Here is a 24,202-nt window from a genome sequence, read left to right on the forward strand (position 1 = left end):
GTTTCACCTCATCCTGGCGCTCAGGACGGGGCGGAACTGGCCTCTTCTCGCGGTTCTCGGTTCTCGGTCCGCGGGCGCGCAGGGCCCGCGAGCAGGCGTGACTACGGCGTCGTGAAGCTGATCTCGGCGACCTTCTGCGAGATACGCGAGTTGGGGTCGTCGAGCTCGCCGCCCCACGCATTCGCCAAGATGGTGATCTTCGTACCGGTCGACGGCATGTAGCGGGTCGCCATCATCCCCTCGGACCCGTCCGACCAGCGCAGGCGCTGCGCGAGCAGCTCCAGCTCGTACCCGCCCTGCCCCTTGAGCACCAGCGGCACGGGATCACCGATCGGCTCGGGCTTCGCCGTGAACTGCAGCGAGGCCGAGTTCAGTTCCGACCGCGTCATGTCCTCGTCGCGGTACTCGCTCTTGTGCAGGTTCTCCTGCGCCACCGAGAAGTACGCGCCGGACTGCGGGTCGCTCAGGATGTACAGGTTGGGCTGGCGCTCGGAGACGTCCTGCTCCCAGCCGCCGACAGGTGGGTTCACCACCGTGATGCCGTTCGGGAACACGACGTCCGTCGTGATCGGGATGTACCCGGCGACCGCGTCCTGGGGCGCGGCGGGCATGAGCGTGCTCGTCGGGACGGGCGTTGACGTCGGAGCCTGCGGGTCAGCGCCCCCGACGGGGATGGTGGGGTCGTTCGGCGAGGTGAACGCCATGAAGAGGCCGACTACGAGGGCGACGATCGCGACACCGCTGATGCCGATGCCGACGAGGAGACCGACCGGGCGCTTGCGCTGCTTCTGCAGTTCCGGGTCCTCCCCCAGCTCGCGGCGCCTGGGCTGCGCGGCAGTCTGCTGCTGCGGCGCGAACCGGGGCGGCGGGACACCGGCGGGAAGATTCGCGGGAGGACCCTGCACGAACGGGGGCTGCCCTGGGAAACCGGCACCCGGCTGCCCCGGGCCCTGCACAGGACGTGACATCGGAACCTGCGACGGGAGATTGCCCGGCCCAGGGACGGAGGCGTTCGCGGGGTGCTGCCCGTGCGCGGGGTGCTGGGCCGGCGCGGGGTACTGGCCCGGCGCGGGGTACTGGCCCGGCGCGGGGAACTGCCCTTGCCCCGGTCCGGCAACGCGCGGTGGTGCGGAGAACTGTCCAGGCACTCGAGGGTGCCCCTGCGGCACGCCAGCCGACGGCACGCCCCACGGGGTCTGCTGACCGGCACCCTGCGCGGGTGGCACGGGTCCACCTCCGCGCGGCCGATCCCGGCGTCGGTCCTGACCGCCGTTCTGGCCCGGCGGTGGTGTGATGGGCGGTTGCGTCATGCCTGCGAGAGTACCGCCCGCGTCAGGCAGTCGCCTTGGCGCGGGCGGTACTCACCGAGAGAGCTGCGACTCAGTCGAAGATGCGGCGAAGCAGGTTCGTGTCTGCGAGGTCGACGAGCTCGTCACCGCGCCCGGACAGGACGGTGCGCAGGGCGTACAGCGTGAATCCCTTGACCTGCTCCGCTGAGATGGTCGGGGGAATCGACAGCTCCTGCCTCGCCGTCACCACATCGATGAGCGCCGGTCCGTCGTGCGCGAACGCCTCCCGGAGGGCACCCTCGAGGTCGTTCGGGTTCTCGACCCGCTGCCCGTGGATGCCGACCGCCTTCGCGACGTCTGCGAAGTTCGGGTTCTCAAGGTCGGTGCCGTAGTTGACGAAGCCGGCGGCCTTCATCTCGACCTCGACGAAGTTGAGGGAGGAGTTGTTGAAGACGACGATCTTCACGGGGAGCTTGCTCTGCCTGAGCGTGAGCAGCTCACCGAGGAGCATCGCGAGTCCGCCGTCACCCGCGAGCGCCACCACCTGGCGATCGGGGAACGCCGACTGCGCACCGATGGCCTGCGGCACGGCGTTGGCCATCGTGCCGTGGCTGAACGAGCCGATGAGCCTCCGCTGCCCGTTCATCTCGAGGTAGCGGGCGGCCCAGACGACGGGTGAGCCAACATCCGGGATGAACACGGCGTCTTGCGTCGCGAGCTCGCTGACGAGTCGGGCCACGTACTGCGGGTGGATGGGCGTGCGCCCGTGGTCGTTGTCGGCGAGCGAGTCGAGTTCCTTGCGCGCCTTGCGGTAGTGCTTGACGGACGACTCGAGGTGCTTGCTGCTCTTGTTTCCCGCGAGGAGCGGGAGCAGCGCGTCGAGGGTGTCCCCGACGTCGCCGACCAGTCCCAGGTCGAGCGGAGTGCGCTTGCCGAGCTGCTCGCCGCGGATGTCGACCTGGATGATCTTCGCCTTCGATGGGAAGAACTGCTGGTAGGGGAAGTCGGTGCCGAGCATGAGGAGCGCGTCGCAGTCCTCGATGGCGCGGTAGCCGGACGAGAAGCCGAGGAGCCCCGTCATGCCGACGTCATAGGGGTTGTCGTACTCGATGAACTCCTTGCCGCGGAGCGCGTGGACGATCGGGGCTTGCAGCGCCTCGGCCGCTGCCAGCAGCTGCGCGTGCGATCCCTGCGTGCCGGCGCCGCCGAGAATGGTGACCTTCCTTGCCGAGTTGAGGATGTCCGCGGCCCTCGCGAGGTCCTCGTCCGTCGGGCACACCACTGACCTGGTGGGGAGGATCGGTGCGGACTTGCGCCGCCCGGCGCTCTCCTTCAGGAAGATCTCCCCCGGGATCACGACCACGGCCACGCCCTGCTTCTCGACAGCGGCGCGCATGGCGATCTCGAGCACCCGTGGCAGCTGCTCGGGCACGCTGACCATCTCGCAGTAGACGCTGCTCTCGCGGAAGAGCTCCTGCGGGTGCGTCTCCTGGAAGTAGCCGCTGCCGATCTCGGCGGAAGGGATGTGGGCGGCGATCGCGAGCACGGGCACGCGGCTGCGGTTCGCGTCGTAGAGGCCGTTGATGAGATGCAGGTTGCCCGGCCCGCAGCTGCCAGCGCAGACGGCCAGGTCGCCGGTCAGCGCGGCGTCTGCCGAAGCCGCGAAGGCCGCGGCTTCCTCGTGCCGCACATGCGACCAGGCGACGCGCCCGTTCCGGCGGATGGCGTCGGTGAATCCGTTGAGCGAGTCACCGGGAAGCCCGTAGACCCGCTCGACTCCGGCATCGTGGAGGATATCGACGATCGTGTCAGCGACTGTAGTCATGGCGCGATCTTCTGCCTCGAACCGGGGAGACAGCCGAGCAATCGACAGCCTGTCACCGCGAGACCGTGCTAGGCGTTCCCGCTAGGCCTGGCTGACCCGCACGAGGTTGCCCGAAGGGTCGCGGAATGCGGCGTCGCGCACGCCCCAGAACTGGTCGGTCGGCTCCTGCAGCACCTCGACCCCGCCCGCTGCCTGCACCTTCTCGAAGAGCGCGTCGAGGTCGCTCGTGCGGAAGAGGAGTCCGGGCAGCTCGCCCTTCGCGAGCATCGCGGAGAGCATCTCGCCGTCTTGCTCGGAGCGATCGGCCTTGGGATGGGAGAGCACGATCTCGAGCTCGGGCTGCTCCTGCGTCGACAGGGTGATCCAGCGGAAGCCCTCGTTCGGAACCTCGCTGCGCACCTCGAGGCCGAGGGCGTCTCGATAGAACGCGAGCGCCGCATCCGGGTCATCGGCGAACACGTGCACATGGCTGAGTGAGAGTGTCATGGTCCCGATGCTAGGACCGGCCACCGACATTCACTTCTCGGAAACTGCTCGAAGCCTCGACGACCGGTACGGCAGCCAGTCTCCCGCCCTTCTCGGCGCGCGCATGGACGCGCCTCGGCCGACCCCAGATCTGCGAGGTGCAGCTCGGGATGACGATGCTCTCGCGGTGATCGCGCGCTCGGTAGGCGATCGGTGACTCCCCCACGATCTCCGTGAAGCGACTGCTGAACGAACCGAGGCTCGTCGCGCCGACTGCAGTGCACGCATCCGTCACGCTCACATCGCCTCGGCGCAGCAGCGCCTTCGCCCGCTCGACGCGCCTCGTCATGAGGTGCGCATACGGGGTCTCGCCGTAGGCCTCCCGGAAGCGGCGGCTGAAGTGGGCCGTCGACATGTGCGCCGCCTTCGCCATGGCCGGAACGTCGAGCGGCCGCGCGTACTCGCGGTCGATGAAGTCGCGCGCGCGTCGGAGGCGGCGAAGCTCGTCGAGGTCGGTCGAGGCCATACCTCCAGTATGCGCGGACGCCGTCGTGGGTTCGGTCACCGAAGTTGGCGGGCCCGCGCATCCACCGATCGGTGGAGGCGAATCAGCCGGTCGGGCCCTGCCGCTGCGGGCAGGCTCACCGTTGGATAGGAGCATGAGCACACAGGCAGCCATAGAGGTCACCGACCTCGTCAAGCGCTACGGAGACCGCGACGTCGTCGACGGCCTCTCCTTCGAGGTCCGCCACGGCGAGACCTTCGCCCTGCTCGGTCCGAACGGAGCCGGCAAGAGCACCACCATCGAGATCCTCGAGGGCTTCCGCACGGCGACGTCCGGCAGTGCGCGTGTGCTCGGCCATGACCCGGCGCACGGGGACGCTGGATGGCGCGGCCGCATAGGCGTCGTCAGCCAGTCGAGCGCCGACATCGAGCGCTACTCGGCGCGTGAGGTGCTGCGTCACTTCGCGAGCCTCTACCGACAGCCTCGCGATGTCGCCGAGACCATCGAGCGCTGCGGGATCGCGCCGTTCGCGACGCAGCGCGTCGGTCGCCTCTCCGGCGGCCAGAAGCGCCGTGTCGATGTCGCGCTCGGCATCATCGGCAATCCGGAGGTGCTGTTCCTCGATGAGCCGACCACGGGCTTCGACCCCAACGCCCGCCGCGAGTTCTGGGGGCTCATCCAGCAGCTGAAGGGCGAAGGCATGACGATGGTGCTCACGACGCACTACCTCGACGAAGCGGAGCACCTCAGCGACCGAGCCGGGATCATCGCGGCGGGGAAGCTCGTGGAGATCGGCGACATCACGACGATCGGTGGGCCTGCGTCCCGCACTCCGCGGGTGCGCTGGCAGGAAGCCGACGGCCGATGGCGAGAGCAGAAGACGGATGCGCCCGCCCAGCTCGTAGCCGCGCTCGCGGACAGGCTCGGCCCGGAGCCCGCCGGCCTCACCGTCACCCGGCCCTCGCTCGAGGACGTCTACCTCGAGATCATCGGCGAGCATCCGGTCGCCAGCCCGGCGCATCCGGCGCATCCGGCAGCCGACACCCCCGCAGCACTCACTCCCGCACTCCTCGGAGGCACGAAATGACTCAGATCTCAGCACTCGGCACCGCTGGCGACAGCACGCAGGACGCCCCGACGTCCGGGCTGCGCGCGGCAGGCCGTCCGTCCAAGCCCAAGACGACGATCGGCAACGGGCTGCGGCGCATCTCCTTCGAGCTGCGGGGGTACTTCCGTCAGACCGATCAGGTGTTCTTCGTCTTCCTGTTCCCTCTGGTCATGTTCGCGCTCTTCGCATCGATCTTCAGCGGTGAGACGGTCGTCGACGACCCGAGGTTCGCCGACGTGACGATGTCGCAGTACTACCTGACGGGCATGCTCGCGATGGCGATCCTCCTCTCGGGCATGCAGTTCCTCGGCATCGACATCGCCACCGAGAAGCATGAGGGCGGACTCGCGCGCCTCGGCGCGACCCCGCTCAGCCCCGTCTCGTTCTTCATCGGGAAGATCGGGCTCGTCCTCCTCACCTGCACGGTGCAGCTCGCCCTGCTCATGGCCCTGGCGGTCATCGCGTTCGACATCACGCTGCCGGACCCGGGCGAGCTGTGGATGCGGTTCGCGTGGCTGTCGATCCTGGGCATCTTCTGCTTCGCCGCCCTGGGCATCGCGATCTCCGCGGTCCCGCGGTCTGCCAGGTCGGCATCAGCGATCGTGCTGCCACTGGTGCTCGTTCCTCAGTTCCTCTCGGGCATCTACGTGCAGTTCTCGGTCCTGCCCGAGTGGATGCAGCAGGTCTCGAACCTCTTCCCCCTCGCCGGTCTCGTTCGGGGCATGCGCAGCGTGTTCCTTCCTGACGCATTCGCGGCGGCGGAGGTCGGCGGCACGTGGGGCCTCGGCAACGCGGCGATCACACTCGGCGTCTGGACGGTCATCGGTCTCGTCGCGAGCCTGCTGACGTTCCGGTGGAGCCGCGGCCGCAACTAGGTGCGAGCGCAGGTGGGCGTCGTTGTCGGTGGGTCGCGAGAGGATGAGCACGTGATGGATTTCCTGGTTCGCAACGGCCGCTGGTGGCACCTGCTGATCGTGGGCACGGCGCTCGCGAACGCGGTGGTCGCCGGCTTCGTCGCGGTCACGGCCCGGACTGCCGCCGAGCGCGCGGAAGGCCTCATCGCAACGGGGGCACTGCTCCTCATCCCCGTGGTGTGGCTCGTCTTCGGAATGAAATCCTTCGGGGACCGACGCCGGGGCGCGGCGCTCATCGTGCTCATGACGCTCCTCGTGACGGTGGCGATGGTGCTCGTGCCCTGGACCGGGTTCGTGCAGACCCTCATCTACCCGCTTGTCTGGCTCGTGTGCGTGAGCGCGCGGCGCAGCATCCTCGTCTCGATCGCCATCGCGTTCGGCATCGGCGCCGCGTCGGCGCTCTACAACGGTGTCGAGGAGATCCCGAACATCCTCCCCGGCCAGCTCTTCAGCGTCGCGGCGACCTGCGGTATCGGACTCTCGATCAGCTACGCCTGGCGGGTGGCGGACGAACGGCGGGAACTGCTCGAGCAGCTCACCGCCGCTCAGGGTCACGTTCAGGAGCTGTCGCGGCAGAGCGGCGCATCCGTTGAGCGCGAGCGCATCTCCCGCGACCTGCACGACACGCTCGCTCAGACCCTCGCGGGGCTCGCCATGCTCGCCGACAGGAGCGCGAAGGACATCTCCCGCCTGCGCGACGATGAGGGGGCTGCCGGTGAGGCGGCGCAGGCGGCGCTCCTCGCCCAGGAGGAGCGCGCCGACCTCATCGCGTCGCTTGCCCGCGATGCCCTGGCAGAGGCCCGGGTGCTCATCGCCGAGAACGCGCCGGTGCGGTCGGCCGACCCCGCCGTCGCCACCTTTCCTGATGCTGTCGCGCGCCTCGTCGAGCGGTTCCGGCGGGAGACGGGGGTGCTGGCTGACGCGCAGATCGAGGTCTCACCCGGCGCTCTCGACCGCGAGAGCGAGGTGGTCCTCCTCCGGTGCGCCCAGGAAGCGCTCTCGAATTCGAGACGGCACGCGCACGCCTCGAACGTGCACCTGTCCGTGACCCCGCTGGGCACCAGCGTCCGCCTGCAGATCGAGGACGACGGCCGCGGATTCGCGCTCGACGCCGAGCCCGCCGGCTTCGGTCTCGCCAGCCTCCGCGACCGCGCAGCGGCCATTGGCGGCCTCGTGTCAATCTCCAGCGAACCGGGCCGTGGCACGATCGTGACCGTGACGATTCCGGCGAGGGCAGGTGACCGCGCGTGATCCGCATCCTGGTCGCCGATGACCACCCCATCGTCCGCGCGGGCCTGGTCGGCATCTTCGAGGACGAAGCCGACATCGAGGTCGTGGCCGAGGCGGCAGACGGCGCCGCGGCGGTGACCCGGGCGCTCGCGACGACACCGGCGGTCGTCGTCATGGACCTCCGGATGCCGGTCACCGACGGCGTCTCGGCGACACGACAGATCCTGGCGGCCCTCCCGAGCACTCGTGTGCTCGTCGTCACGACGTACGACAGCGATGATGCGATCATCGGCGCCATCGAGGCCGGCGCAAGCGGCTACCTCCTCAAGACCGCGAGCGGGGCGGAACTCGTCGAAGCCGTGCGTCGCGTTGCTGCCGGCGAGCTGGCCCTGGCGCCCTCCGTGACCGCGAAGCTGGTCGCGCAGACCCGGGCGGCTGCTGTCGCAGCGTCCGGCGGTCCTGGTACCGCGCATCCGCCCGCCGGTTCGGCCGACGCCGCGCCCGCGCTGAGCGAGCGTGAACTGCAGGTGCTGCAGCTCGTCGCCGACGGACTCTCGAACCCCGAGATCGCGGTTCTCCTCCACATCGGGGAGGCGACCGTGAAGACCCATCTCGGCAAGGTCTTCGTCAAGCTGAACGTCAACTCGCGAGTGCGCGCCGTGACGCGCGGCCTCGACCTCGGCTTGCTCCGGCGAGGTGAGACGCCGGAGCATCCCAGGCGCCAGTCCTAGAGTCGGGGTCATGAAGTCTGCGCGTCGGGCCCTGCTCACCGTCCCCGTGATTGCGGCGGCGGCGCTCGCCCTGAGTGGATGCGCGGACGCGTCCATGCCGACGAGCGTCGCGACCGACAGCTACGGCGGCCTGCCTCCCGAGCACAGCGGCGACGTGGGCGCCGGAGACATGGAGGGGCCGCTCGTGCTGTGGCTCGACGAGGGCAGCTCGATCTCTGTGACCACGTGGGGAAGCTCGGGGTGCCCTGCGATCCTCACCGAAGTCAACGTGGTGGACGCGCGGACGCTCGACCTGCAGTACGCGGACACCACCGCCTACGCCGACCAGGTGTGCACGGCCGATTATGCGCCGCACACGAGCGAGATCGACCTGCCGGCAGAGATCACGGGCGCGCCGCTGACCGTCTCGGTCAGCTTCGACGGCGAGGAGCCGCGCGCCTCCGTCATGCTCGACTGAGCCCGACACGAAGGGGTCACGTTTCGGTCGTGCTGAGGTCCACCTCTCATTCGGGTTGCGTCCCTCACCCGAGACACGATTGACGGGCAACCGCGGTATCGGTAGGGTCGCAGCACACGCCTAGCCAGAGAGGAGTCCCGATGATGCGCATGATCACGTTCAGCAAGCAGCCGCCGGTGACCCGTCTGCTGGGCGCCCACATCTCCTAAGCTCCGCGTCGCGGGTGGACTCTGTCCCCGCTCAGCCCGGATGCGCCTCGGCACAGGAGCCGAAGCCTCCCCATGCCGCCCCGGCAAGCACCATCGCCGTGCCATGCCCGCGCAGCGCCGCTCCTTCGCGAGCCCCTCCTTCGCACGTCTTCTTCAAGAGAAACGCCTCTCATGCACCACGTCATGACCACCGTCCAGACCCCAACGCCGAGCACCGTGCTCGTCACCTTCGCACCCACCACCACGACGACGTCCTCGCTGCTCCAGCGCCTGGAGCTGCGAGTCGCTCTGTGGCTGCTCCTGCGCACCGCGCGACGTCAGGACCCCGAGCTGAACCACGCTGAGCAGCATCGCCGCCGTCGCAACCGCGCGGCGCGGGCCCGACGCGAGCAGGCTGCGCTCCGCGCCTGGTGCACGCAGTGCATGCACCACTGAATCGCGTCCGAGGGGAACGGTTTCGGCACCACTAGGAAAAGCCCCGAAGCGCTGACAGCGCTTCGGGGCTTCCGCCTCACGGGGTCTTGCGGGCTCTAGAGCTCGAGGCCGACGAGGACGGGCTCGTTGACGAGCCGCACGCCGTACTCGGCTTCGACGCGGGCGCGCACGTAGCGTGCGAGCTCCACGATCTGCTCCGCCGTCGCTCCCCCTCGGTTGGTGATCGCAAGGGTGTGCTTCGACGAGATCGCCGCGTTCGAGCCCGGCAGCGAGAACCCCTTCTTCACGCCTGCGTGGTCGATGAGCCAGGCGGCGCTGAGCTTCACGAGCGGCGCGCCGTCCTCGTCCTTGCCCGCGTCGAACTTCGGCATCTCGGGAAGCTCACTCGCGAACGACGAACGCACGATGGGGTTCATGAAGAACGAGCCAGACGAGACGGAGTCCTGGTCGTGCGCATCCAGCACCATGCCCTTCGACGCCCGCAGTCGGACGACGGCATCGCGCACGACGTGCACGGGCATCCGCTCACCGAGGGGCACACCCAGGGCGCGGGCGAGCTGGTCGTAGCGCACGGGTTCGCTCTGGCCTTCCGGCATCTCGACGAGGTCGAGCTCGACGCGGGTGACCACGCCCCGCAGCTCACCGCGTTTGATGGCGGACGTGCGGTAGCCGAGGCTCAGGTCGGCGGCGTTGATCCAGCGCACGGTGTCGAGGTCGGCGTCGTAGAACTCGACGCGCGCGAGCACGTCGGAGAGCTCCTGGCCGTACGCCCCGATGTTCTGCACGGGCGTCGCGCCAACCGAGCCGGGGATGCCGGCGAGGGCCTCGATGCCGCTCCAGTTGCGGGCGACGGCGTAGTCGACGAGCGCCGTCCACGACTCCCCCGCATCGACGCGTACGCGCGCCTGACCGACCTTGTCGACGGGACCGTCGAGCTGGTGGATGCCCCGCGTGACGACGTGGAGGACAGGTTCGTCGATGCGGTCATCGGTCGCGATCGTGTTGGACCCGCCGCCCAGGACAAGCGGCTGCTCGTAGTTCGCGAAGAGCTTCCCGGCAGCGTCGACCAGCTCGTCACGGGTCGCGGCGGCGACGAGGTTCGTCGCCTCACCGCCCACCTGCGTGGTCGTCAGCTCGGAGAGCCTCGTCACGCGACGATCTCCTCAGGGAGCCCCGCGGGCACCTCGCCCTGGAGGTTGGCGCGCACCTGCGACTTGGCGAGCACCGTCTGTCCGCCGAAGGAGACGACGAGATCGATGCGGCCGATGCCGTCTTCACCTGCGAGCTGACCGATTTTCGCGACGATGGACACCTCGGCGCCGTCCTGCGGGTCGACGACGACGGGGCGCGTGAACCGCACCTGGTAGTCGACGACGCGGCCAGGGTCGCCGAGCGCGTCGACGACCGGCTGCAGCGCGACGCCCATGGTGAGCATCCCGTGCGCGAGCACCCCGGGGAGACCGACCTCTTCGGCGATGTCGTCGCGGTAGTGGATGGGGTTGAAGTCGCCGGATGCGCCGGCGTAGCGGACGAGGTTGTCCCGCGTGAGCGTCACCGTGCGCTCCGCGATGACCGTGCCCACCTCGAACTCCGTGAAATCGGGGCGAGGGAGCTTCGCGATGGCAGTCGAATCAGTCATGCGGCTACTCGCTCTCGTTGGGGGTGGCGCGGACGACGAGGGTGGCGGAAGCCGTGACGACCGTCTCGCCCGCGGCGTCCGTCAGCACCGTCTCGGCGGTGATCATCGAGTTGCCGCCGAGCGACTTGACGCTCTTCACCTCGAGGGCGGCGCGCAGCTCGTCGCCGGCGACGATGGGGCGCGCGTACGTGAAGCGCTCGTCGCCGTGCACGATGTGCGAGAGCTCGATCTGGGCTTCAGGGTCGGAGAGCAGCAGCTGCAGCCCCGCGTCCTGCAGCACGGCGGGGAACGTGGCGGGCGCGACGAGGTCGGCGTAGCCAGCGGCCTGCGCGGCGGCCACGTCGAAGTGCGTCGGGTGCGAGGCCAGCACGGCCTTCGCGAACGAGCGGATGTGCTCTCGGCCCACGAGGTACGGCTCGGGGAGCTCGTACCGGCGGCCGGCAAGTTCAGGGTTCACAGACACGGCCGCCAGTCTACGGGGCGGCACCGACACTGGCATGAGGCCGCCTGCGCGCAGACCGCCGGGGAGTTCTGCCCTTTCCAGTGTCGGTGGCTCGTTCTAGGGTGCCGATGACGGCGTTCGGGGGAAGGACGCCGCTGCACCAAGTTCATGGGGGTTCCGTCTTGTCACGCATACAACGACCGCCGAGCGGCACGAGGAAGCCGAGAGTTGCGATGCGTGGCTTCGTCGTCGCGGCCACGCTCACGTCGGCACTCACCCTCGCCGGATGCACCGCGCCAGGAGGCTCCGAGGGTGGGACTCACGGGGGCTCGGGGCAGGCCCAGGCCACGCAGGGCGGCAGCGGGCCAGGCGCGACCGGGACGCCCGGCGTCGAGTCGATGGAGAAGGGCGACATCGTCGCCACGCAGGAGGTGACGCTGCCGGGCGACCGCGGAACGGCGACGGTCGAGATCGAGGCGCTGCGCGTCGACGGCCAGGTACAGACGCTCACGATGTTCGTCACCCCGCATCTCACCGACACGAGCGGGTCGCTCAGTCTGTTCCACTTCCTCGACATGCACGGCTTTCGACCTCGGCTCGTCGACAAGGCCAACCTGAAGGAGTACACGACGCTCGAGAAGGGGGCCGAGGCGTGGTCGAGCGACTCAACTGCCACTGAGGCTGGTGACGGTGAGACGTTCAAGGCGTGGGCGGTCCTCGCGGCACCGGAGGACGGCGCGACGAGCTTCGACGTGACGATCTCCGACGCCTACCCGCGCTTCACCGACATCCCGGTGATCCCGTGAGCGCCGTCGGCACGATGGGCGCGCTGACCCTCGCGACGGTGCTCGCCTTCGGCGGCGCGCATCCGCTGACCGTCGACTCGCCAGACGACCTGCCGGAGCCGACGCAGGAGATGCTCGACGCGTCCGTCACCCGGTGGAACCCGGAGGGCTCGGTCACGCAGTGGTCACTCGACGGCAGCGTCGACGAGCTCTCCAAGGAAGTCGATGAGGGGCCGAACACCGTGGTGACGCTGAAGAGCGACATCCTGTTCGACTTCAACAGCGCAGCCGTGCCTAACACCGCTGGCGTCGCGATCGCCGAGGCAGTCAAGGACGCCCCTCAGGGGGCCGCCGTCACGATCGGTGGCCACACCGACGGCGTCGGCGACCCGGCGTCGAACCTGACACTCTCCCAGCAACGCGCCGATGCCGTGGCCGCGGTCATCCGCGCCGAACGCCCCGACCTGCAGATCACGGCGACCGGCTACGGCGACACGCAACCCGTCGCCGAGAACACCACCGGCGGCGAAGACAACCCAGAAGGACGCGCGCAGAACCGCCGCGTCGAGATCACGTACGCGAAGGCCTAGAGCACCACCATGAGCAGAACACGCAGCACAGCCCTGGCCAGCATCTTCCTCGTCGGCACGCTCGCGCTGAGCGGATGCTCGCTGCTCGGCGGCGGTACCGACGACGGCACGCAGCAGACCGACGGCACCGACAGCACCTCCCACACAGACGGCTCGCAGGGTCAGGCCTCTGGAGAGCCTGGGGTCGTCGCCTACGACGAGTCGAAGGTCGTCGCGACGCAGGAGGTGACGATGCCGAACGGCCTCGGCACCGCGACGGTCGAGATCTACCCGCTCAGAGTCGAGGGCGAGACGCAGATCATGACGGCGTTCATCACGCCGCACCTGGCGAATGCGGATCCGAGTTCGCCGACGTACACGGACTTCAGGCTGTATGACTTCAATGGCGAGCGCAGGTGGGAACCTGTCCTCATTGACCAGGGGAACCTCAAGCAGTATTCACCCCTTGAGAGCACCGGTCTGGATTTCTGGACCACCGACTACGTAACGGCGATCGGCACTGACGGCATCCCGATGCCGGTCTGGGCCGTGTTCGCGGCGCCGCAGGACGGCACGACGAGCTTCGACGTGGTCATCGGCGAGAGCTACCCGCGCTTCGAGAACATCCCCGTCGAATAGCGGCCCCGCCCGCCGGGCAGTGCTGCTCGCCCGAGGACGCGCTGGATCGCTGCAGCTCGTGCCGTGAGATCTTCCTCATGAACGGGTCATGAACGGTTTATGAACGGCGACCAGTGTCGTACTCACGCCGCAGCGATTGGCGCTGTGGCCTCGAGGAGGTCGGCGAAGATGACACAGGTTCCAGGACGCATTCTGGTTGCCCCCAGCGGGTTCAAGGAAAGCCTCTCGGCAGAGCAGGTCGCGGACGCCATCGCGTCCGGTGTGCGCCGGGTGCTCCCCGGTGCGGTGATCGACCGCGTACCGGTTGTCGACGGCGGCGAGGGGTCGGCGCGGACGCTCGCGGCCGCCACGGGAGGTCGACTCGTCGAGCGCACGGTCACGGGCCCGGTCGGGCACCCGGTGTCCGCCGTCCTCGCCCTCCTCGGGGGTGACGCGAAAGGTACCGCGGTCGTCGAGATGGCCGAGGCCGCGGGGCTCCGCCTCGTGCCGCGGGACCTGCGGGACCCGGGCGCCACGACGACCTATGGTGTCGGTGAGCTCATCCGCGCCGCCCTCGACGAGGGCGCCAAGCGCATCCTCGTTGGCTGCGGCGACTCCGGCACCTGCGATGGAGGGGCCGGCGCGCTGCAGGCGCTCGGCGCGAGCATCACGGATACGGCCGGCGCCGAGATCGGTCCGGGAGGCAACTCCCTCGCGGACGTGGCGGCTCTCGACCTCTCCGGACTCGACGGTCGTCTCTCGAGCGTCGATGTCTTCGTCGCCTGCAACCCGCACAACGTGCTCACCGGCCCCCGCGGCGTGGCCCGCGTCTTCGGCCCGCAGAAGGGGGCGACGCCCCAGCAGGTCGACACCCTCGACGCGGCGCTCGAGCGCTGGGCCGGCGTGCTGAGCCGCGACGGCGTGCAGCCGAAGTCGTACGACCTCGCCACGGGCAGCTGCACCGGCGCATCCGGTGGTCTCGGGGCTGGCCTGGCCGGCGGCATCGGAGCGCGCCTCATGCCGCGGTTCGAGGTCATGCTCGACCACATCGACCTGGATGCCCTCGTGCGGCAGGCGGACCTCGTCATCACGGCCGAAGGGTCCATCGACGAGCAGACACCTCACGGCAAGGTGCCCGCCGAGGTCGCGCGACGTGCCAAGGAGCAGGGGAAGCCCGTGTTCGCGCTCGCCGGCACCATCGGCCGGCACGCGCGAGACGTGCACGACATCGGCATCGACGCGATCGTGTCGATCGTGCCGCTTCCTCTGACCCTGGAGGAGTCGATCGCCCGCTCGCCGCAGCTGCTCACCGACGCGGCCGAACGCTCCATGCGGCTCATGATGATCGGCTGCCAGCTCGGGCAGGTCGAGCGTTCCGAGCCGGTGCCGCTGCCGCTGCTGCGGAGCGTGTCGTGAGCGCGCGGGCTACGGCCGACCAGGAGCAGGCACACGACCGGGATCAGGAGCGCGAGCCGCGGCAGGAGCTTGGGGCAGAGCAGAGCACCCAGCACCGCAAGCGCTCACCGATCCCCTTCCGCGCGCTCCTCGCCGCTTGGACTCGCCTGCCCATCCGCACGCGCTGGGCCATGGCCCTCATCGCGGTCATCGGGGCAGTAGTCTGCCTACCCGGCGAGCTCCCGGCGGAGGTGCGGTTGGCGCTGTTCGCCTTCGGCTCCGCCACGGTGCTGTGGACGCTGACCGACCTCGAGCCCGGCTACGTCGCGCTCGGCGCTGGCCTGCTGGCGTGCATCCCGACGGGGCGCCAGGAGCAGTTCTTCTCCGCACTCGGCAACGACGTCGTGTGGCTCATCATCGGGGCGTTCATCATCGGCGGGGCCACGGCGGGCTCCGGGCTCGCCGCTCGCCTGACGAGCGCGATCGTCGGGCGGGCACGGACGGTGCGCGGACTGATGTGGATGGTCACCGCGGCCGTCGTCCCGCTGTCGTTCCTCGTGCCATCCACCTCGGGTCGCGCCGCCGTGCTGCTTCCCGTCTACCGCTCGCTGACGGAGCGGCTGGGCGACGCGCGGATCGCGAAGGCCCTCGCACTGCTGATGCCCACGGTCGTGCTCGTCTCGACGACGGCGACACTCGTGGGCGCGACGTCGCACCTCGTCGCCGTCGACCTCCTGCAGCAGACGACCGGCGACACCATCTCGTACCTGCAGTGGGCGCTCTGGGGCGCGCCGTTCGGTATCGCCGCGAGCGTCGTGGTGTGCGTCGCCGTGCAGGCCCTCTTCCTTCGCCGAGACGAGCGTCGCCGGCCAATCGCGCAGCAGGTGTCCCTGCAGCCGTCAGGGCGGTCGCCGCTCACGCGCGCCGAGCGCATCGTGGCTGCGGTCGTCGGCCTTGCGCTTGTCGGCTGGCTGACGGAGCCGCTGCACGGGCTCGGCATCGCGGCCGTCACGATCATCGCCGCCGTTGTGCTCTGCGCCCCGGGCATCGGTGTGATGAAGTGGAAGGAAGGCGTGGCCGCGGTGTCCTGGCCGCTTGTGCTGTTCGTCGCCGGGGCGCTCGCGCTCGGCGGAGCGCTTGTGGAGACGGGGGCAGGCGACTGGATCGTCTCCAGCCTCTTCGCGGTGAGCGGCATCGAGGGGCTCACCTCTGCCCTGGCACTCGTGGTCATCATCGCGGCGCTCTCAGTGACCGCGCACCTCTACGTCACATCGCACACCGTGCGCGCGATCGCGCTCATCCCACCGTTCCTCGCGCTCGCTGCGACGGTCGACCTCTCCCCCGTCGCGGTGGTGTTCATCGTGAGCATCGGCCTCGACTACTGCCTCACGCTGCCGGTCAGCTCGAAAGCCCTGCTCGTTTTCACGGATGCCGACGGTGACGGCCAGGGGCTCGACCCGCGCGACTTGCTCCGGCTCTCGCTTGTGGTACTCCCCGCCTACATCGCGCTCATGGTCGTCACGTACGAGCTCTGGTGGAAGCACACGGGCCTGGCCCTGTAGGCCCGCGTTTCAGCTCGGTGCGGGGACGCTCACGGGATGGAAACCTCGCTTCGTGCTGGAGAACTTCCCGCTACGAAGCGAGGTTTCCATCCCGAGACCCTGCGGGCGGGGCCGGCGAAGCAGGGCAGACCGAGGCGAGGCTCGCGACTCAGACGGCGACGAGACGCGGCTGAGCGGATGCCGTGGCCACGGCTGCCCCGGACACCGACGCGCGCGCCTCGGCTGCGCTCGAGAAGAGCGCGCGCTGCGTGAAGTCGAGCGAGTCGAGGTCGACGCGCGAGATCGTGTCCTCAGGAACCGAGGTCCAGCCGGCCGTGTCGATACCCGTCGACGAGAAGACGGTGGTGCCGTCGGCCGCGCGGAGCATGCTGAGCCGGTAATACTCGTCGGTGTGCCCGTTGGGCAGCGTGGATGCGTCGATGCCGTAGCGCGCGAACGTCTCCTCGGTGACGTGAGCGGTGCTCGAGGCGTGGACGACGACAAGCTCGTCCGCGGAGAGGATGGTCGCGTTGAGGCTCGATTCGGGGAACTCGGCGCGCAGCACGCGCACGGCGGCAGCGGCCGCGTCCTCGAGCGAGAGCCCGTCGCGGACGCCCTGGCGCACGAGACCGAAGTACAGCTCGCTGTCGGTGTCGCCAGCGATGGTCGCGCGGATCTCCGGGCGAAGCAGGTCGTCGAAGCGCCACGTGGGAACGATCGAGCCGTTGTGCGCGAAGGCGAGGCCATCCGACACGAACGGGTGCGTGTTGACCTTGGTGCGCTTGAAGTCGTCGGTCGCGAGGCGCAGGTGCACGATGCGGGCATTGGAGGGCGCGTCCGCGAGCAGCGTCGACAGCAGCGGGTCGTTCTGACCCGGCGTCGAGACGCGCAGCGATTCGATCTCGCGCTCGGTCTCGCCGAACCCGGCGGCGAGCCAGGCGGTGCCCCAGCCGTCGTTGTGCACGCTGGTCATGCGCTGGAAGGCGTCGCTGTTCATGTCTCCGATCACCTTCGTGACGGTGGTGTCACGTGGGGCTGCGTAAGCGAGCAGACGGCACATGTGCGAACTCCTTCCCAGTTGTCGAGCTTGCTGTCGGGTGTTGTTCGGAGCCGAGCGGCTCACGAGCATCTGACAATCCTGTGACAGACGTGTCGCCGGGTCCACCTTCGCGACGCTGTATGACGGACGATTGCGGCGGCCTACGCGCTCCCTGCCCGCGGCGCCTGTCCAACATGAGTGCGACGTGCGGCCGAATCGGGTCCGCACGGACGCCGCGGCTTGACGAGACCCGCCTCAGCTCCGCGACGACCTCGCAAAGGCACGACGCAGGGCGCTCGCCTTCAGCTCCACTTCGAGCGTCTCGGCCTCCGGGTCGCTCGCGAGCACGATCGCGCCGCCTGCCCCGATCGACCAGCCTCGGGCATCACGAACGGCCGTGCGGATGACGATGCTCAGCTCGGTCGAGCCGTCGGCGCCGAGCACGCCGAGTGCGCCCGAGTAGACGCCGCGGTCGCGGCCCTCGATGTCGCGCAGCAGCTCGACGCTGCGCAGCTTGGGGGCACCCGTCATGGACCCGCCGGGAAAGAGCGCCCGCACGACGTCGAGCGGCGGGACTCCGGGCGCCGAGCCGCGAACCGTGGTCACGAGCTGGTGCACGGTCGCGTACGACTCGACGGCCATGAGGCTCGGCACGTGGACGGTGCCGGGCGCGCAGACGCGGCCGAGGTCGTTGCGCAGCAGGTCGACGATCATGAGGTTCTCGGCGAAGACCTTCGGGTCGTTCGCGAGCTCGCGGGCGGCTGCCGCGTCGAGCAGCGGGTCGGATGCGCGGGCGGTGGTGCCCTTGATGGGTTTCGTCTCGTAGTCGCCGTCTGGGGTGCCACGCAGGAACCGCTCTGGCGAGGCGCTCACGATCGCGCCGCCGTCGAACTCGAGCAGCGCGGCGTAGGGGGCCGGGTCGGAGGCGCGGAGCTCGAGGAACAGATCGAGCGGGTCCGGGTCGGCGTCCGGCCTGAACTCGTTGGTGAGGCACAGCTCGTAGGAGTCCCCGGCGAGGAGGTGCTCGCGGCACCGGGCGATGTCGGCGGCGTACTGGGCTCTGGACGTGTGCCAGGTTCCGGCGACGAGGGTGTCCTGGCGGCCAGGGCTGGCGGATGCGCGGGGCGAGCTGCGCGCGTCGACGAGCGTCGTTCGAGGCTCGGCATCGAGCGCGTCGCGAACGACTTCCGCGAAGCTGTCTGCCGCTGGTTCCGCGAGCGCGAGGGTCGAGGCCGTCGCGACGACCGTGACCGCGCCGGTCGCGCGGTCGACGATGACGGCGCGGCGCGGGTCGAGCCACCACGCGTCCGGGACGTCGGGCTTGGCGGCGTCACCCCGTGGGGGCAGCGCACCGAGCATCCGTACGCCGAGTTCGTAGCCGAAGTAGCCGAGCAGTCCGCCGCGGAACGCGAGGCCCTCGCCGCCAACGGGGAGCATCCGCTCGAGGGTCTCCTGCACGGCCTCGAAGCTGCCATCGCCGAACAGCCGCAGCACTCGGGCCGGTTCGCTCGCCGCGCCCCCGTCCGAGATGGCGGCGTCGTCCGCGAGGATGCTCCACTGCGCCTGCCTGCCCGCTTCGTCCGGCACATCGACCCACACGCTCGCGGATCCCTGCCGCAGCACGTCACGGTAGATCTGCGTGGCGGCGGCCTCGGCGGCCGCACGCCCGTCGCTCTGCGGCCCGCGCACGACGCGGCTCGCGACGAAGAGGTCGCGCGCCGGCGGAGCGACCGCGTCGGAGCCGTGGGCGGGCGCACCGCCCCGTTCCAGCTCGCGTCCGGCCGGCTCCCCCCGGGGAGGTGCGACCTGGCGAGCCGCATCCACTGCCGCCACGAAGTTCGCGAGCATCTGTCGTCCGTGCTCGCTGGCGATCGACTCCGGGTGGAACTGCACGCCCCAGACGGGTCTGCCCTCGACGTCGAGGCCCTGCACGACCCCGTCCTCACTGCGGGCGGTCACCCGCAAACCTGCTGGCAGCGGCTCGCGGACGGCGAGCGAGTGGTAGCGGGTGACCAGCGTGCGCTGTGGGATCCCGGTGAAGGGGCCCGTGCCGTCGTGCTCGAGTGGCGAGCGCCAGCCGTGCCTCGCCTCGGGGGCGGCGACGACCTCGCCGCCGAAGTGGAGGGCGATGCCCTGATGCCCCAGGCACACCCCGAAGACGGGCAGGTCCACCCCTGGCGCGAGGGCAGCATCCAGCACCGCGGCCGACCCGTCGAAGTCGGCGGCGGTGGCCGGATGCCCTGGCCCGGGCGAGATGACGATCCCCGAGACGAGGCCATCGGCGACCCAGCCGAGGCACACGCGGATGTCAGCGGGGTCACCGGCGTCGATGACCCGGACCTCGCGGTCGCTGAGCTCGAGCAGCAGCTGCACGAGGTTGTAGGTGTAGGAGTCGCGGTTGTCGACGACGACGATCACGCGCCGCGCCCGTCAGGCGGGCGGCCGTCGAGGAGCGGTACGGCGCTCGCCTCCTCGAGGCGGGGCCGCCAGCGTCGCACGCGGGCGACGTCGAGGCCGAGGCGGGTGCCGTCGAGCATCGAGACGGGGCTGATGCCGTGGAGCGTGTTGAGGTACCAGAGCTCATCCCACCCCCGGTCGGCGGATGCGGCGAGCGGGTCGGCGAGCAGCTCGCCTTCCACGCGCGGGATGCCCGCCGTGGTGAGCAGCTTCTCGAGCACACCCAACGTGGTTCCCGGAACGCGCCGACTCGCGGCGGGGATCACGAGGGTCTCGCCGCGCCAGCCGACGACGGTGCCATAGGCGGCCTCGGTGATGACGCCGCGATCGTCGACGAGCAGCGCGTCCGCGGCGCCCTGCTCAGCAGCGCTCGCACGGAGCTGCGACAGGGACGGGAAGTCGGGGCCCTTGACGGTCGGCCAGCGGCGTTCGTCGAGGCGCGTCGCGAGCTTCGTGAGCGGCCGTGCCTCCGGGGCCGGCCGCAGGGCGAGCTCGACGAGCACGCGGTCGCCGCCAGCATCGCCCTCGCCGTCGAGGCGTGCCGACAGTCGCGGGAACCATGAGTCGGCGAGGGGCACGCTCTCGAACACGTCGGCCCAGATTCGCGCCCAGTCGGCTTCGATGGTGTTGGTGCCCGCGGGGCTTCCCGACCAGAGCAGCGGGTGGGCGGTCGCCGCCTCTCCGAACAACTCGCCGACGGATCGCTCGAAGCGCTCGCGGTGGGCGGCGTGGGCGATGACGCGGCCCGAGTCGACGCGCCACGATTCGACGACGCTGACGGCCGCGGTCTCCCGGCCACCGGCGTCGCTGTCGTCGCGCGCGGCACCTTCGCTGGCTTCAGCTGCACCATGACCCTGCATCGCCCCATTCTGCCCCAGGTGCCGAAGGCGCGTCCTCGACGCCGCAAAGGTGTGACCCTGCGCTGAGCACCAGAATCCGTCGGGGTCGTCGAAGGCGAGGGCGGACTTGTGGTCGCTTCCCGCGTGTTTTGACGACCACAACGCCGCCCTCGGCAGCGACTCCACGAGGGCGGCCATCCGTTGCCCGATGACCTCTCGGTTGCCATCGTGACGCAGAATGCTCACATGACCAGCATGAGCACCCCAACGAGCGTCGTCTTCGTCTGCAAGAAGAACGGCGGCAAGTCGCAGCTGGCGGCCGCCTTCCTGCGCGCGCTCGGCGACGAGTCGATCAGCGTCGCCTCCGCCGGGACCGCGCCCGGCGGCTCCCTCAACGCCGAGTCGGTGGAATCGCTCGCCGAGCTGGGCATCGACGTCGGCGACGAGCACCCCAAGCCGCTCACGCCGGCGATGCTCGACGGCGCCGACCTCGTCGTAGTCCTCGGCGACGAAGCGCAGCTGCCGGACGGCGTGACGACTCCCGTCGAGCGCTGGATCACCGACGAGCCCTCCGAGCGCGGCATCACCGGCATGGAGCGGATGCGGCTCGTGCGCGACGACATCCGCGCGCGCGTCGCGGAGCTGCACACGCGGCTCCGCGACGCCTGAGCGGACGAGCCGCCCGTTCCACCCTCAGCTCACTGAGTCCGCGCAGCTCCATCACTCGCGGAGGTCGCGAAGCTCACGAGCCGAGCCACGTGCCGCGCGAGGATGTCCGTCTCGACGTTGACGCGGTGGCCCACATCGAGCGTGCCGAGCGTCGTCGCGCTGAGCGTCTCGGGGATGAGCGACACCTCGAACCAGTGACCGTCCCCGGGCGCGCCGCTCGAGCCGGCAGCCCCCACGGCGCTGACGGCCCCAACCGCGCTGACCGTGAGCGACACCCCGGACACCGCCACCGACCCCTTGTCGACGAGCAACCCGGCGTGCACCGGGTCGATGGCGAAGCGGATGCGCCGCCACGCGTCGAAGTGCTCGACCTCCAGCACCTCGCTCGTCGTGTCGACGTGCCCCTGCACGATGTGGCCACCGAGCCGGTCGCCGAGCCGCATGGCCCGTTCGAGGTTCACGGCGTCACCTTCCGCTCTGCCCCCGAGGGTGGATGCGCGCAGGGTCTCCCCCATGACGTCGGCCGTGAAGGCATCGGCGTGCAGCTCGGCGACGGTGAGGCACACGCCCTCGACGGAGATGGAGTCTCCCACCTTGGCGTCGCTCACGCTGAGCGGGCCGCGCACCGTGAGGCGCGCATCCGTGTCGTGCCTGACGATGCTCGTGACCTGGCCGAGCTCCTCGATGATCCCAGTGAACACGCTACTGACCCGCCGTTCCAGCTGCTGCCGGGAAGTCGCGAAGGGCGGCGGCCGTCGCGACCGCGGCGAGCGCCGCGTCCGCCCCCTTGTCCTCGAAGCTGCCTGGCAGGCCGATGCGTGCCTGCACCTGCTCCTCGTCGTCGCAGGTCAGCACGCCGAACCCGACCGGGATGCCCGTGCGCACGGCGACATCGGTGAGGCCGTTGGTCGCGGCAGAGCACACGTACTCGAAGTGCGGGGTGCCGCCGCGGATGACGACGCCGAGGGCGACGATCGCATCGGGCCCGCTGGCGGCGACTCGGCTGGCGGCGACGGGCAGCTCGAAGGATCCGGGCACCCGCACGACCCGCACGTCGGTGACGCCGGACGTCTCGAGCGCCCGGTGCGCCCCGTCGAGGAGCGCCGCCATCGCCGTGTCGTGCCATCGAGCCGCGACGATCACGACCCTCATCCCGGTGCCGTCTGCCTGCACCGCTGGTGCTCCCTGTCCGCTCATCGCCGTGCTCCTCTCGTCAGCGCCTCCGCGGCGCGCGTGCTCGTTTCGTGGTGGTGGTGGCTCTCCGTGCCGGTCAGAGCCGGGAAGCCCGGGGGCCGCCTCCGGTAGTCGACGATGTCGTCGACGTGCAGCAGCACGAGGTCGTATGCCGATGCGAGCGCGCCCGCCTCGGTGTACGAGAGCATCTCGCCGTCGTCGCGCACGAGCTCGGCGATGACGCCGACCTCGCCTGCACCAGCCAGGCGCACGAGGTCGACGGCCGCTTCCGTGTGGCCGGGCCGCTCGAGCACGCCACCGTCGACGGCTCGCAGCGGCAGCACGTGGCCGGGGCGGATGAGGTCGCGCGGCGTCGAGCCGGCGGCCGCGAGCGCTCGCACGGTCGTGGCCCGGTCGCTCGCGGAGATGCCGGTCGTCACGCAAGCGGCAGCATCCACGGTGACCGTGTAGGCGGTGCGGCGCGAGTCCTCGCTGCGTTCGACCATCAGCGGCAGCTCGAGCCGATCGGCGAGGTGGCCGGGCAGCGGCGCGCACAGGAGTCCGGACGAGTGGCGGATGATCCACCCCACCCATTCGGGCGTCGCCGTGTTGGCGGCGAGGATCGCGTCGACCTCGTTCTCGCGCGAGGAGTCGTCGGCGACGAGCACCGGGCGTCCGGCCCGCAGCGCGTCGAGTGCGCGGGCGAGCTGGCCGCTCATGCTGCGACCCCCTCGGCGGCGACGGCGCCGACGTGCTGGGGGTGCGCGCGCGTGTCCCGAACGAGGTGGATGAGCGTGTCGACGCCAAGCGGCTGCACGGACTCGGTGGTCCACCGGTTCGCGTCGCGCAGACGCCCGACGTCGAGCGACGCGACGGAACTCGCGCCGTCGCCCAGGAGGATCGGCGCGAGGTATGCGTCGATCTCGTCGACGAGACCAGCTCGCAGGAACGCCGCCGAGATGGTCGGACCGCCCTCGACGATCACGTGGCGGGCGCCGAGCAGGTGCAGCTCCTCGAGCGCGGTGACTGGGTCGTGGGTCCTCAGGTGGACGAACAGCTCGGGGTCGGCGCGAACGGCGGCATCGGCGGCCACATCCCGCATGCCCATGACGACGCGCAGAGGCTGGGGCGCATGGACGGCCGCGGGCCCACGGACGGAGAGCGTCGGGTCATCGGCGCGCTGCGTGCCCGTGCCCACGAGGATCGCGCAGGCCTCGGCCCGCCGCTGGTGCGCGTGCAGCCGCGCGGCTTCCGAGGTGATCCACCGGCTCGACCCGTCTGCGGCGGCGACCCGCCCGTCGAGCGTGGAGGCGAGCTTGAGCGTCACGAAGGGCCGGCCTTCGGTGACGCCGGTGAGCCAGGCGCGCAGGAGCGCCTCGCCCTCGGCAACCCGGAGCCCCTCGAGCATGCGCACCCCGTTCGACCGCAGCCGCGCAGCTCCCCCGGAGGCAACCGGATTCGGGTCGGCGACCGCGAACACGACCTCCGCGACGCCGGCCTCGAGCAGCGCGTCCGCGCACGATGCTGTCCGCCCGGTGTGGGAGCACGGTTCGAGCGTCACGACGGCGGTCGCGCCCCGCACTTCCACCCCGGCAGACCGGGCGTCGTCGAGCGCCGCGGCCTCCGCGTGCGGGGTGCCCGCCCCTCGGTGGAAGCCGCGTCCCAGGATGCGGCGCGGGCCGCCGCCCGGAGACGACGGTGCGAGGAGCACGCACCCGACCCTGGGGTTGGGGTCTCTGATCGGCCCGCGGGCCGCGAGGGAGAGCGCCAGTTGCATGGCGGCGTCGACAGACTCGACGCGGTTGGATTCTTGGATCGGCATCGCCGGTGACCTCCGCATTTCGCGTGCCACGGGGCCATATCCCGGT

The 24,202-nt window shown here is 70.4% G+C and carries 26 protein-coding genes; 12 read left to right on the top strand and 14 right to left on the bottom strand.

Annotated elements, in window-relative coordinates; genetic code table 11:
* Positions 1–101 precede the first annotated feature (101 nt).
* The 4 genes from ACQFZP_RS08085 to ACQFZP_RS08100 all read right to left on the bottom strand — a co-directional run bounded on the left by ACQFZP_RS08085 (position 102) and on the right by ACQFZP_RS08100 (position 4,105).
* Positions 102–1,226, bottom strand: coding sequence for a hypothetical protein (locus ACQFZP_RS08085; protein ID WP_211890969.1), 1,125 nt, complete (start codon positions 1,224–1,226; stop codon positions 102–104).
* 154 nt (positions 1,227–1,380) lie between these two features.
* Positions 1,381–3,114, bottom strand: coding sequence for a ubiquinone-dependent pyruvate dehydrogenase (gene poxB / locus ACQFZP_RS08090; RefSeq protein ID WP_211890970.1), 1,734 nt, complete (start codon positions 3,112–3,114; stop codon positions 1,381–1,383).
* Between the two features lie 81 nt (positions 3,115–3,195).
* Positions 3,196–3,600 (bottom strand): VOC family protein, encoded by a 405-nt coding sequence (locus tag ACQFZP_RS08095; protein WP_211890972.1) that lies wholly within the window; start codon positions 3,598–3,600, stop codon positions 3,196–3,198.
* A 10-nt stretch (positions 3,601–3,610) separates the two neighbouring features.
* The gene (locus tag ACQFZP_RS08100) at positions 3,611–4,105 is read right to left on the bottom strand and encodes a helix-turn-helix domain-containing protein (RefSeq protein WP_211890974.1); all 495 of its coding nucleotides are present in this window, start codon (positions 4,103–4,105) and stop codon (positions 3,611–3,613) included.
* Positions 4,106–4,238: 133 nt separating this feature from the next.
* Here ACQFZP_RS08100 and ACQFZP_RS08105 point away from each other — a divergent pair, with 133 nt between their 5' ends.
* The 6 genes from ACQFZP_RS08105 (at position 4,239) to ACQFZP_RS08130 (ending at position 9,168) form a co-directional block, all read left to right on the top strand.
* A complete protein-coding gene (locus ACQFZP_RS08105) occupies positions 4,239–5,171 on the top strand; it encodes an ABC transporter ATP-binding protein (protein WP_211890976.1) in 933 nt (310 codons plus the stop codon).
* The gene (locus ACQFZP_RS08110) at positions 5,168–6,067 is read left to right on the top strand and encodes an ABC transporter permease (RefSeq protein WP_211890978.1); all 900 of its coding nucleotides are present in this window, start codon (positions 5,168–5,170) and stop codon (positions 6,065–6,067) included. Before ACQFZP_RS08105 ends, ACQFZP_RS08110 begins: the two co-directional genes overlap by 4 nt.
* 54 nt (positions 6,068–6,121) lie before the next feature.
* Positions 6,122–7,357 (top strand): sensor histidine kinase, encoded by a 1,236-nt coding sequence (locus tag ACQFZP_RS08115; protein ID WP_249312334.1) that lies wholly within the window; start codon positions 6,122–6,124, stop codon positions 7,355–7,357.
* Positions 7,354–8,067 carry a response regulator transcription factor gene (locus ACQFZP_RS08120; protein ID WP_211890981.1) on the top strand — a complete coding sequence of 238 codons (714 nt, stop codon included), beginning with the start codon at positions 7,354–7,356 and terminating at the stop codon, positions 8,065–8,067. Before ACQFZP_RS08115 ends, ACQFZP_RS08120 begins: the two co-directional genes overlap by 4 nt.
* A gap of 10 nt (positions 8,068–8,077) precedes the next feature.
* Positions 8,078–8,524 (top strand): hypothetical protein, encoded by a 447-nt coding sequence (locus ACQFZP_RS08125; protein WP_211890982.1) that lies wholly within the window; start codon positions 8,078–8,080, stop codon positions 8,522–8,524.
* A gap of 392 nt (positions 8,525–8,916) precedes the next feature.
* Positions 8,917–9,168, top strand: coding sequence for a hypothetical protein (locus ACQFZP_RS08130; protein WP_146080841.1), 252 nt, complete (start codon positions 8,917–8,919; stop codon positions 9,166–9,168).
* 95 nt (positions 9,169–9,263) lie between these two features.
* Here the strand turns inward: ACQFZP_RS08130 and ACQFZP_RS08135 are convergent, their stop codons facing one another.
* From ACQFZP_RS08135 to ACQFZP_RS08145, 3 genes are read right to left on the bottom strand one after another with little or no spacing between them, the layout of a single operon-like run.
* Complete coding sequence (locus tag ACQFZP_RS08135) at positions 9,264–10,319, bottom strand: UDP-N-acetylmuramate dehydrogenase (protein WP_104312912.1); 1,056 nt, start codon at positions 10,317–10,319, stop codon at positions 9,264–9,266.
* Positions 10,316–10,807 carry a MaoC family dehydratase gene (locus tag ACQFZP_RS08140; RefSeq protein ID WP_104312913.1) on the bottom strand — a complete coding sequence of 164 codons (492 nt, stop codon included), beginning with the start codon at positions 10,805–10,807 and terminating at the stop codon, positions 10,316–10,318. Before ACQFZP_RS08140 ends, ACQFZP_RS08135 begins: the two co-directional genes overlap by 4 nt.
* Before the next feature lie 4 nt (positions 10,808–10,811).
* The gene (locus tag ACQFZP_RS08145; protein ID WP_374100763.1) at positions 10,812–11,264 is read right to left on the bottom strand and encodes an FAS1-like dehydratase domain-containing protein; all 453 of its coding nucleotides are present in this window, start codon (positions 11,262–11,264) and stop codon (positions 10,812–10,814) included.
* Positions 11,265–11,482: 218 nt separating this feature from the next.
* Here ACQFZP_RS08145 and ACQFZP_RS08150 point away from each other — a divergent pair, with 218 nt between their 5' ends.
* The 5 genes from ACQFZP_RS08150 (at position 11,483) to ACQFZP_RS08170 (ending at position 16,178) form a co-directional block, all read left to right on the top strand.
* Entirely contained in the window at positions 11,483–12,055 is a 573-nt protein-coding gene (locus ACQFZP_RS08150) for a hypothetical protein (protein WP_211890983.1), read from the top strand.
* Positions 12,052–12,624, top strand: a complete 573-nt coding sequence (locus ACQFZP_RS08155; RefSeq protein ID WP_211890984.1) for an OmpA family protein — start codon at positions 12,052–12,054, stop codon at positions 12,622–12,624. The genes ACQFZP_RS08150 and ACQFZP_RS08155 overlap by 4 nt, the downstream gene beginning before the upstream one ends.
* 9 nt (positions 12,625–12,633) lie before the next feature.
* The gene (locus tag ACQFZP_RS08160) at positions 12,634–13,242 is read left to right on the top strand and encodes a hypothetical protein (RefSeq protein ID WP_211890985.1); all 609 of its coding nucleotides are present in this window, start codon (positions 12,634–12,636) and stop codon (positions 13,240–13,242) included.
* A gap of 168 nt (positions 13,243–13,410) precedes the next feature.
* Positions 13,411–14,637 (top strand): glycerate kinase family protein, encoded by a 1,227-nt coding sequence (locus ACQFZP_RS08165; protein ID WP_211890986.1) that lies wholly within the window; start codon positions 13,411–13,413, stop codon positions 14,635–14,637.
* Positions 14,634–16,178, top strand: a complete 1,545-nt coding sequence (locus ACQFZP_RS08170; protein ID WP_211890987.1) for an SLC13 family permease — start codon at positions 14,634–14,636, stop codon at positions 16,176–16,178. Before ACQFZP_RS08165 ends, ACQFZP_RS08170 begins: the two co-directional genes overlap by 4 nt.
* A 148-nt stretch (positions 16,179–16,326) precedes the next feature.
* Here ACQFZP_RS08170 and ACQFZP_RS08175 read toward each other — a convergent pair whose 3' ends face one another.
* The 3 genes from ACQFZP_RS08175 to ACQFZP_RS08185 all read right to left on the bottom strand — a co-directional run bounded on the left by ACQFZP_RS08175 (position 16,327) and on the right by ACQFZP_RS08185 (position 20,738).
* Entirely contained in the window at positions 16,327–17,217 is an 891-nt protein-coding gene (locus ACQFZP_RS08175) for a class II glutamine amidotransferase (RefSeq protein WP_179557843.1), read from the bottom strand.
* Between the two features lie 234 nt (positions 17,218–17,451).
* Positions 17,452–19,614, bottom strand: coding sequence for a chorismate-binding protein (locus ACQFZP_RS08180; RefSeq protein ID WP_211890988.1), 2,163 nt, complete (start codon positions 19,612–19,614; stop codon positions 17,452–17,454).
* Positions 19,611–20,738, bottom strand: coding sequence for an aminotransferase class IV (locus ACQFZP_RS08185; RefSeq protein ID WP_211890989.1), 1,128 nt, complete (start codon positions 20,736–20,738; stop codon positions 19,611–19,613). The genes ACQFZP_RS08180 and ACQFZP_RS08185 overlap by 4 nt, the downstream gene beginning before the upstream one ends.
* On the opposite strand from ACQFZP_RS08185, the gene ACQFZP_RS08190 reads away from it, so the two are divergent.
* On the top strand, positions 20,739–21,161 hold the full coding sequence (locus ACQFZP_RS08190; RefSeq protein ID WP_374100754.1) for a low molecular weight phosphatase family protein: 423 nt from the start codon (positions 20,739–20,741) through the stop codon (positions 21,159–21,161). It abuts the gene before it with no gap.
* A 29-nt stretch (positions 21,162–21,190) separates the two neighbouring features.
* On the opposite strand, the gene ACQFZP_RS08195 is transcribed toward ACQFZP_RS08190, so the two are convergent.
* From ACQFZP_RS08195 to ribD, 4 genes are read right to left on the bottom strand one after another with little or no spacing between them, the layout of a single operon-like run.
* Positions 21,191–21,862 (bottom strand): riboflavin synthase, encoded by a 672-nt coding sequence (locus ACQFZP_RS08195; protein ID WP_211890990.1) that lies wholly within the window; start codon positions 21,860–21,862, stop codon positions 21,191–21,193.
* Between the two features lies 1 nt (position 21,863).
* A complete protein-coding gene (gene ribH / locus ACQFZP_RS08200; protein ID WP_211890991.1) occupies positions 21,864–22,358 on the bottom strand; it encodes a 6,7-dimethyl-8-ribityllumazine synthase in 495 nt (164 codons plus the stop codon).
* Positions 22,355–23,053 carry a 3,4-dihydroxy-2-butanone-4-phosphate synthase gene (ribB, locus tag ACQFZP_RS08205; protein ID WP_211890992.1) on the bottom strand — a complete coding sequence of 233 codons (699 nt, stop codon included), beginning with the start codon at positions 23,051–23,053 and terminating at the stop codon, positions 22,355–22,357. The genes ribH and ribB overlap by 4 nt, the downstream gene beginning before the upstream one ends.
* Positions 23,050–24,156 carry a bifunctional diaminohydroxyphosphoribosylaminopyrimidine deaminase/5-amino-6-(5-phosphoribosylamino)uracil reductase RibD gene (ribD, locus tag ACQFZP_RS08210; protein WP_211890993.1) on the bottom strand — a complete coding sequence of 369 codons (1,107 nt, stop codon included), beginning with the start codon at positions 24,154–24,156 and terminating at the stop codon, positions 23,050–23,052. The genes ribB and ribD overlap by 4 nt, the downstream gene beginning before the upstream one ends.
* Between the last annotated feature and the right edge of the window lie 46 nt (positions 24,157–24,202).

The organism is Pseudoclavibacter sp. Marseille-Q434 (assembly GCF_050315415.1).
Classification (GTDB): domain Bacteria; phylum Actinomycetota; class Actinomycetes; order Actinomycetales; family Microbacteriaceae; genus Pseudoclavibacter.

Excerpts from the sequence above, each read along its gene's own strand:
- ACQFZP_RS08160 (WP_211890985.1), top strand. The coding sequence starts at position 12,634 with ATGAGCAGAACACGCAGCACAGCCCTGGCCAGCATCTTCCTCGTCGGC.
- ACQFZP_RS08100 (WP_211890974.1), bottom strand. The coding sequence starts at position 4,105 with ATGGCCTCGACCGACCTCGACGAGCTTCGCCGCCTCCGACGCGCGCGC.
- ACQFZP_RS08140 (WP_104312913.1), bottom strand. The coding sequence starts at position 10,807 with ATGACTGATTCGACTGCCATCGCGAAGCTCCCTCGCCCCGATTTCACG.
- ACQFZP_RS08165 (WP_211890986.1), top strand. The coding sequence starts at position 13,411 with ATGACACAGGTTCCAGGACGCATTCTGGTTGCCCCCAGCGGGTTCAAG.
- ACQFZP_RS08190 (WP_374100754.1), top strand. The coding sequence starts at position 20,739 with ATGACCAGCATGAGCACCCCAACGAGCGTCGTCTTCGTCTGCAAGAAG.
- ribB (WP_211890992.1), bottom strand. The coding sequence starts at position 23,053 with ATGAGCGGCCAGCTCGCCCGCGCACTCGACGCGCTGCGGGCCGGACGC.
- ACQFZP_RS08095 (WP_211890972.1), bottom strand. The coding sequence starts at position 3,600 with ATGACACTCTCACTCAGCCATGTGCACGTGTTCGCCGATGACCCGGAT.
- ACQFZP_RS08150 (WP_211890983.1), top strand. The coding sequence starts at position 11,483 with ATGCGTGGCTTCGTCGTCGCGGCCACGCTCACGTCGGCACTCACCCTC.
- ribH (WP_211890991.1), bottom strand. The coding sequence starts at position 22,358 with ATGAGCGGACAGGGAGCACCAGCGGTGCAGGCAGACGGCACCGGGATG.
- poxB (WP_211890970.1), bottom strand. The coding sequence starts at position 3,114 with ATGACTACAGTCGCTGACACGATCGTCGATATCCTCCACGATGCCGGA.
- ACQFZP_RS08115 (WP_249312334.1), top strand. The coding sequence starts at position 6,122 with ATGGATTTCCTGGTTCGCAACGGCCGCTGGTGGCACCTGCTGATCGTG.
- ACQFZP_RS08175 (WP_179557843.1), bottom strand. The coding sequence starts at position 17,217 with ATGTGCCGTCTGCTCGCTTACGCAGCCCCACGTGACACCACCGTCACG.
- ACQFZP_RS08130 (WP_146080841.1), top strand. The coding sequence starts at position 8,917 with ATGACCACCGTCCAGACCCCAACGCCGAGCACCGTGCTCGTCACCTTC.
- ACQFZP_RS08125 (WP_211890982.1), top strand. The coding sequence starts at position 8,078 with ATGAAGTCTGCGCGTCGGGCCCTGCTCACCGTCCCCGTGATTGCGGCG.
- ribD (WP_211890993.1), bottom strand. The coding sequence starts at position 24,156 with ATGCCGATCCAAGAATCCAACCGCGTCGAGTCTGTCGACGCCGCCATG.
- ACQFZP_RS08110 (WP_211890978.1), top strand. The coding sequence starts at position 5,168 with ATGACTCAGATCTCAGCACTCGGCACCGCTGGCGACAGCACGCAGGAC.
- ACQFZP_RS08105 (WP_211890976.1), top strand. The coding sequence starts at position 4,239 with ATGAGCACACAGGCAGCCATAGAGGTCACCGACCTCGTCAAGCGCTAC.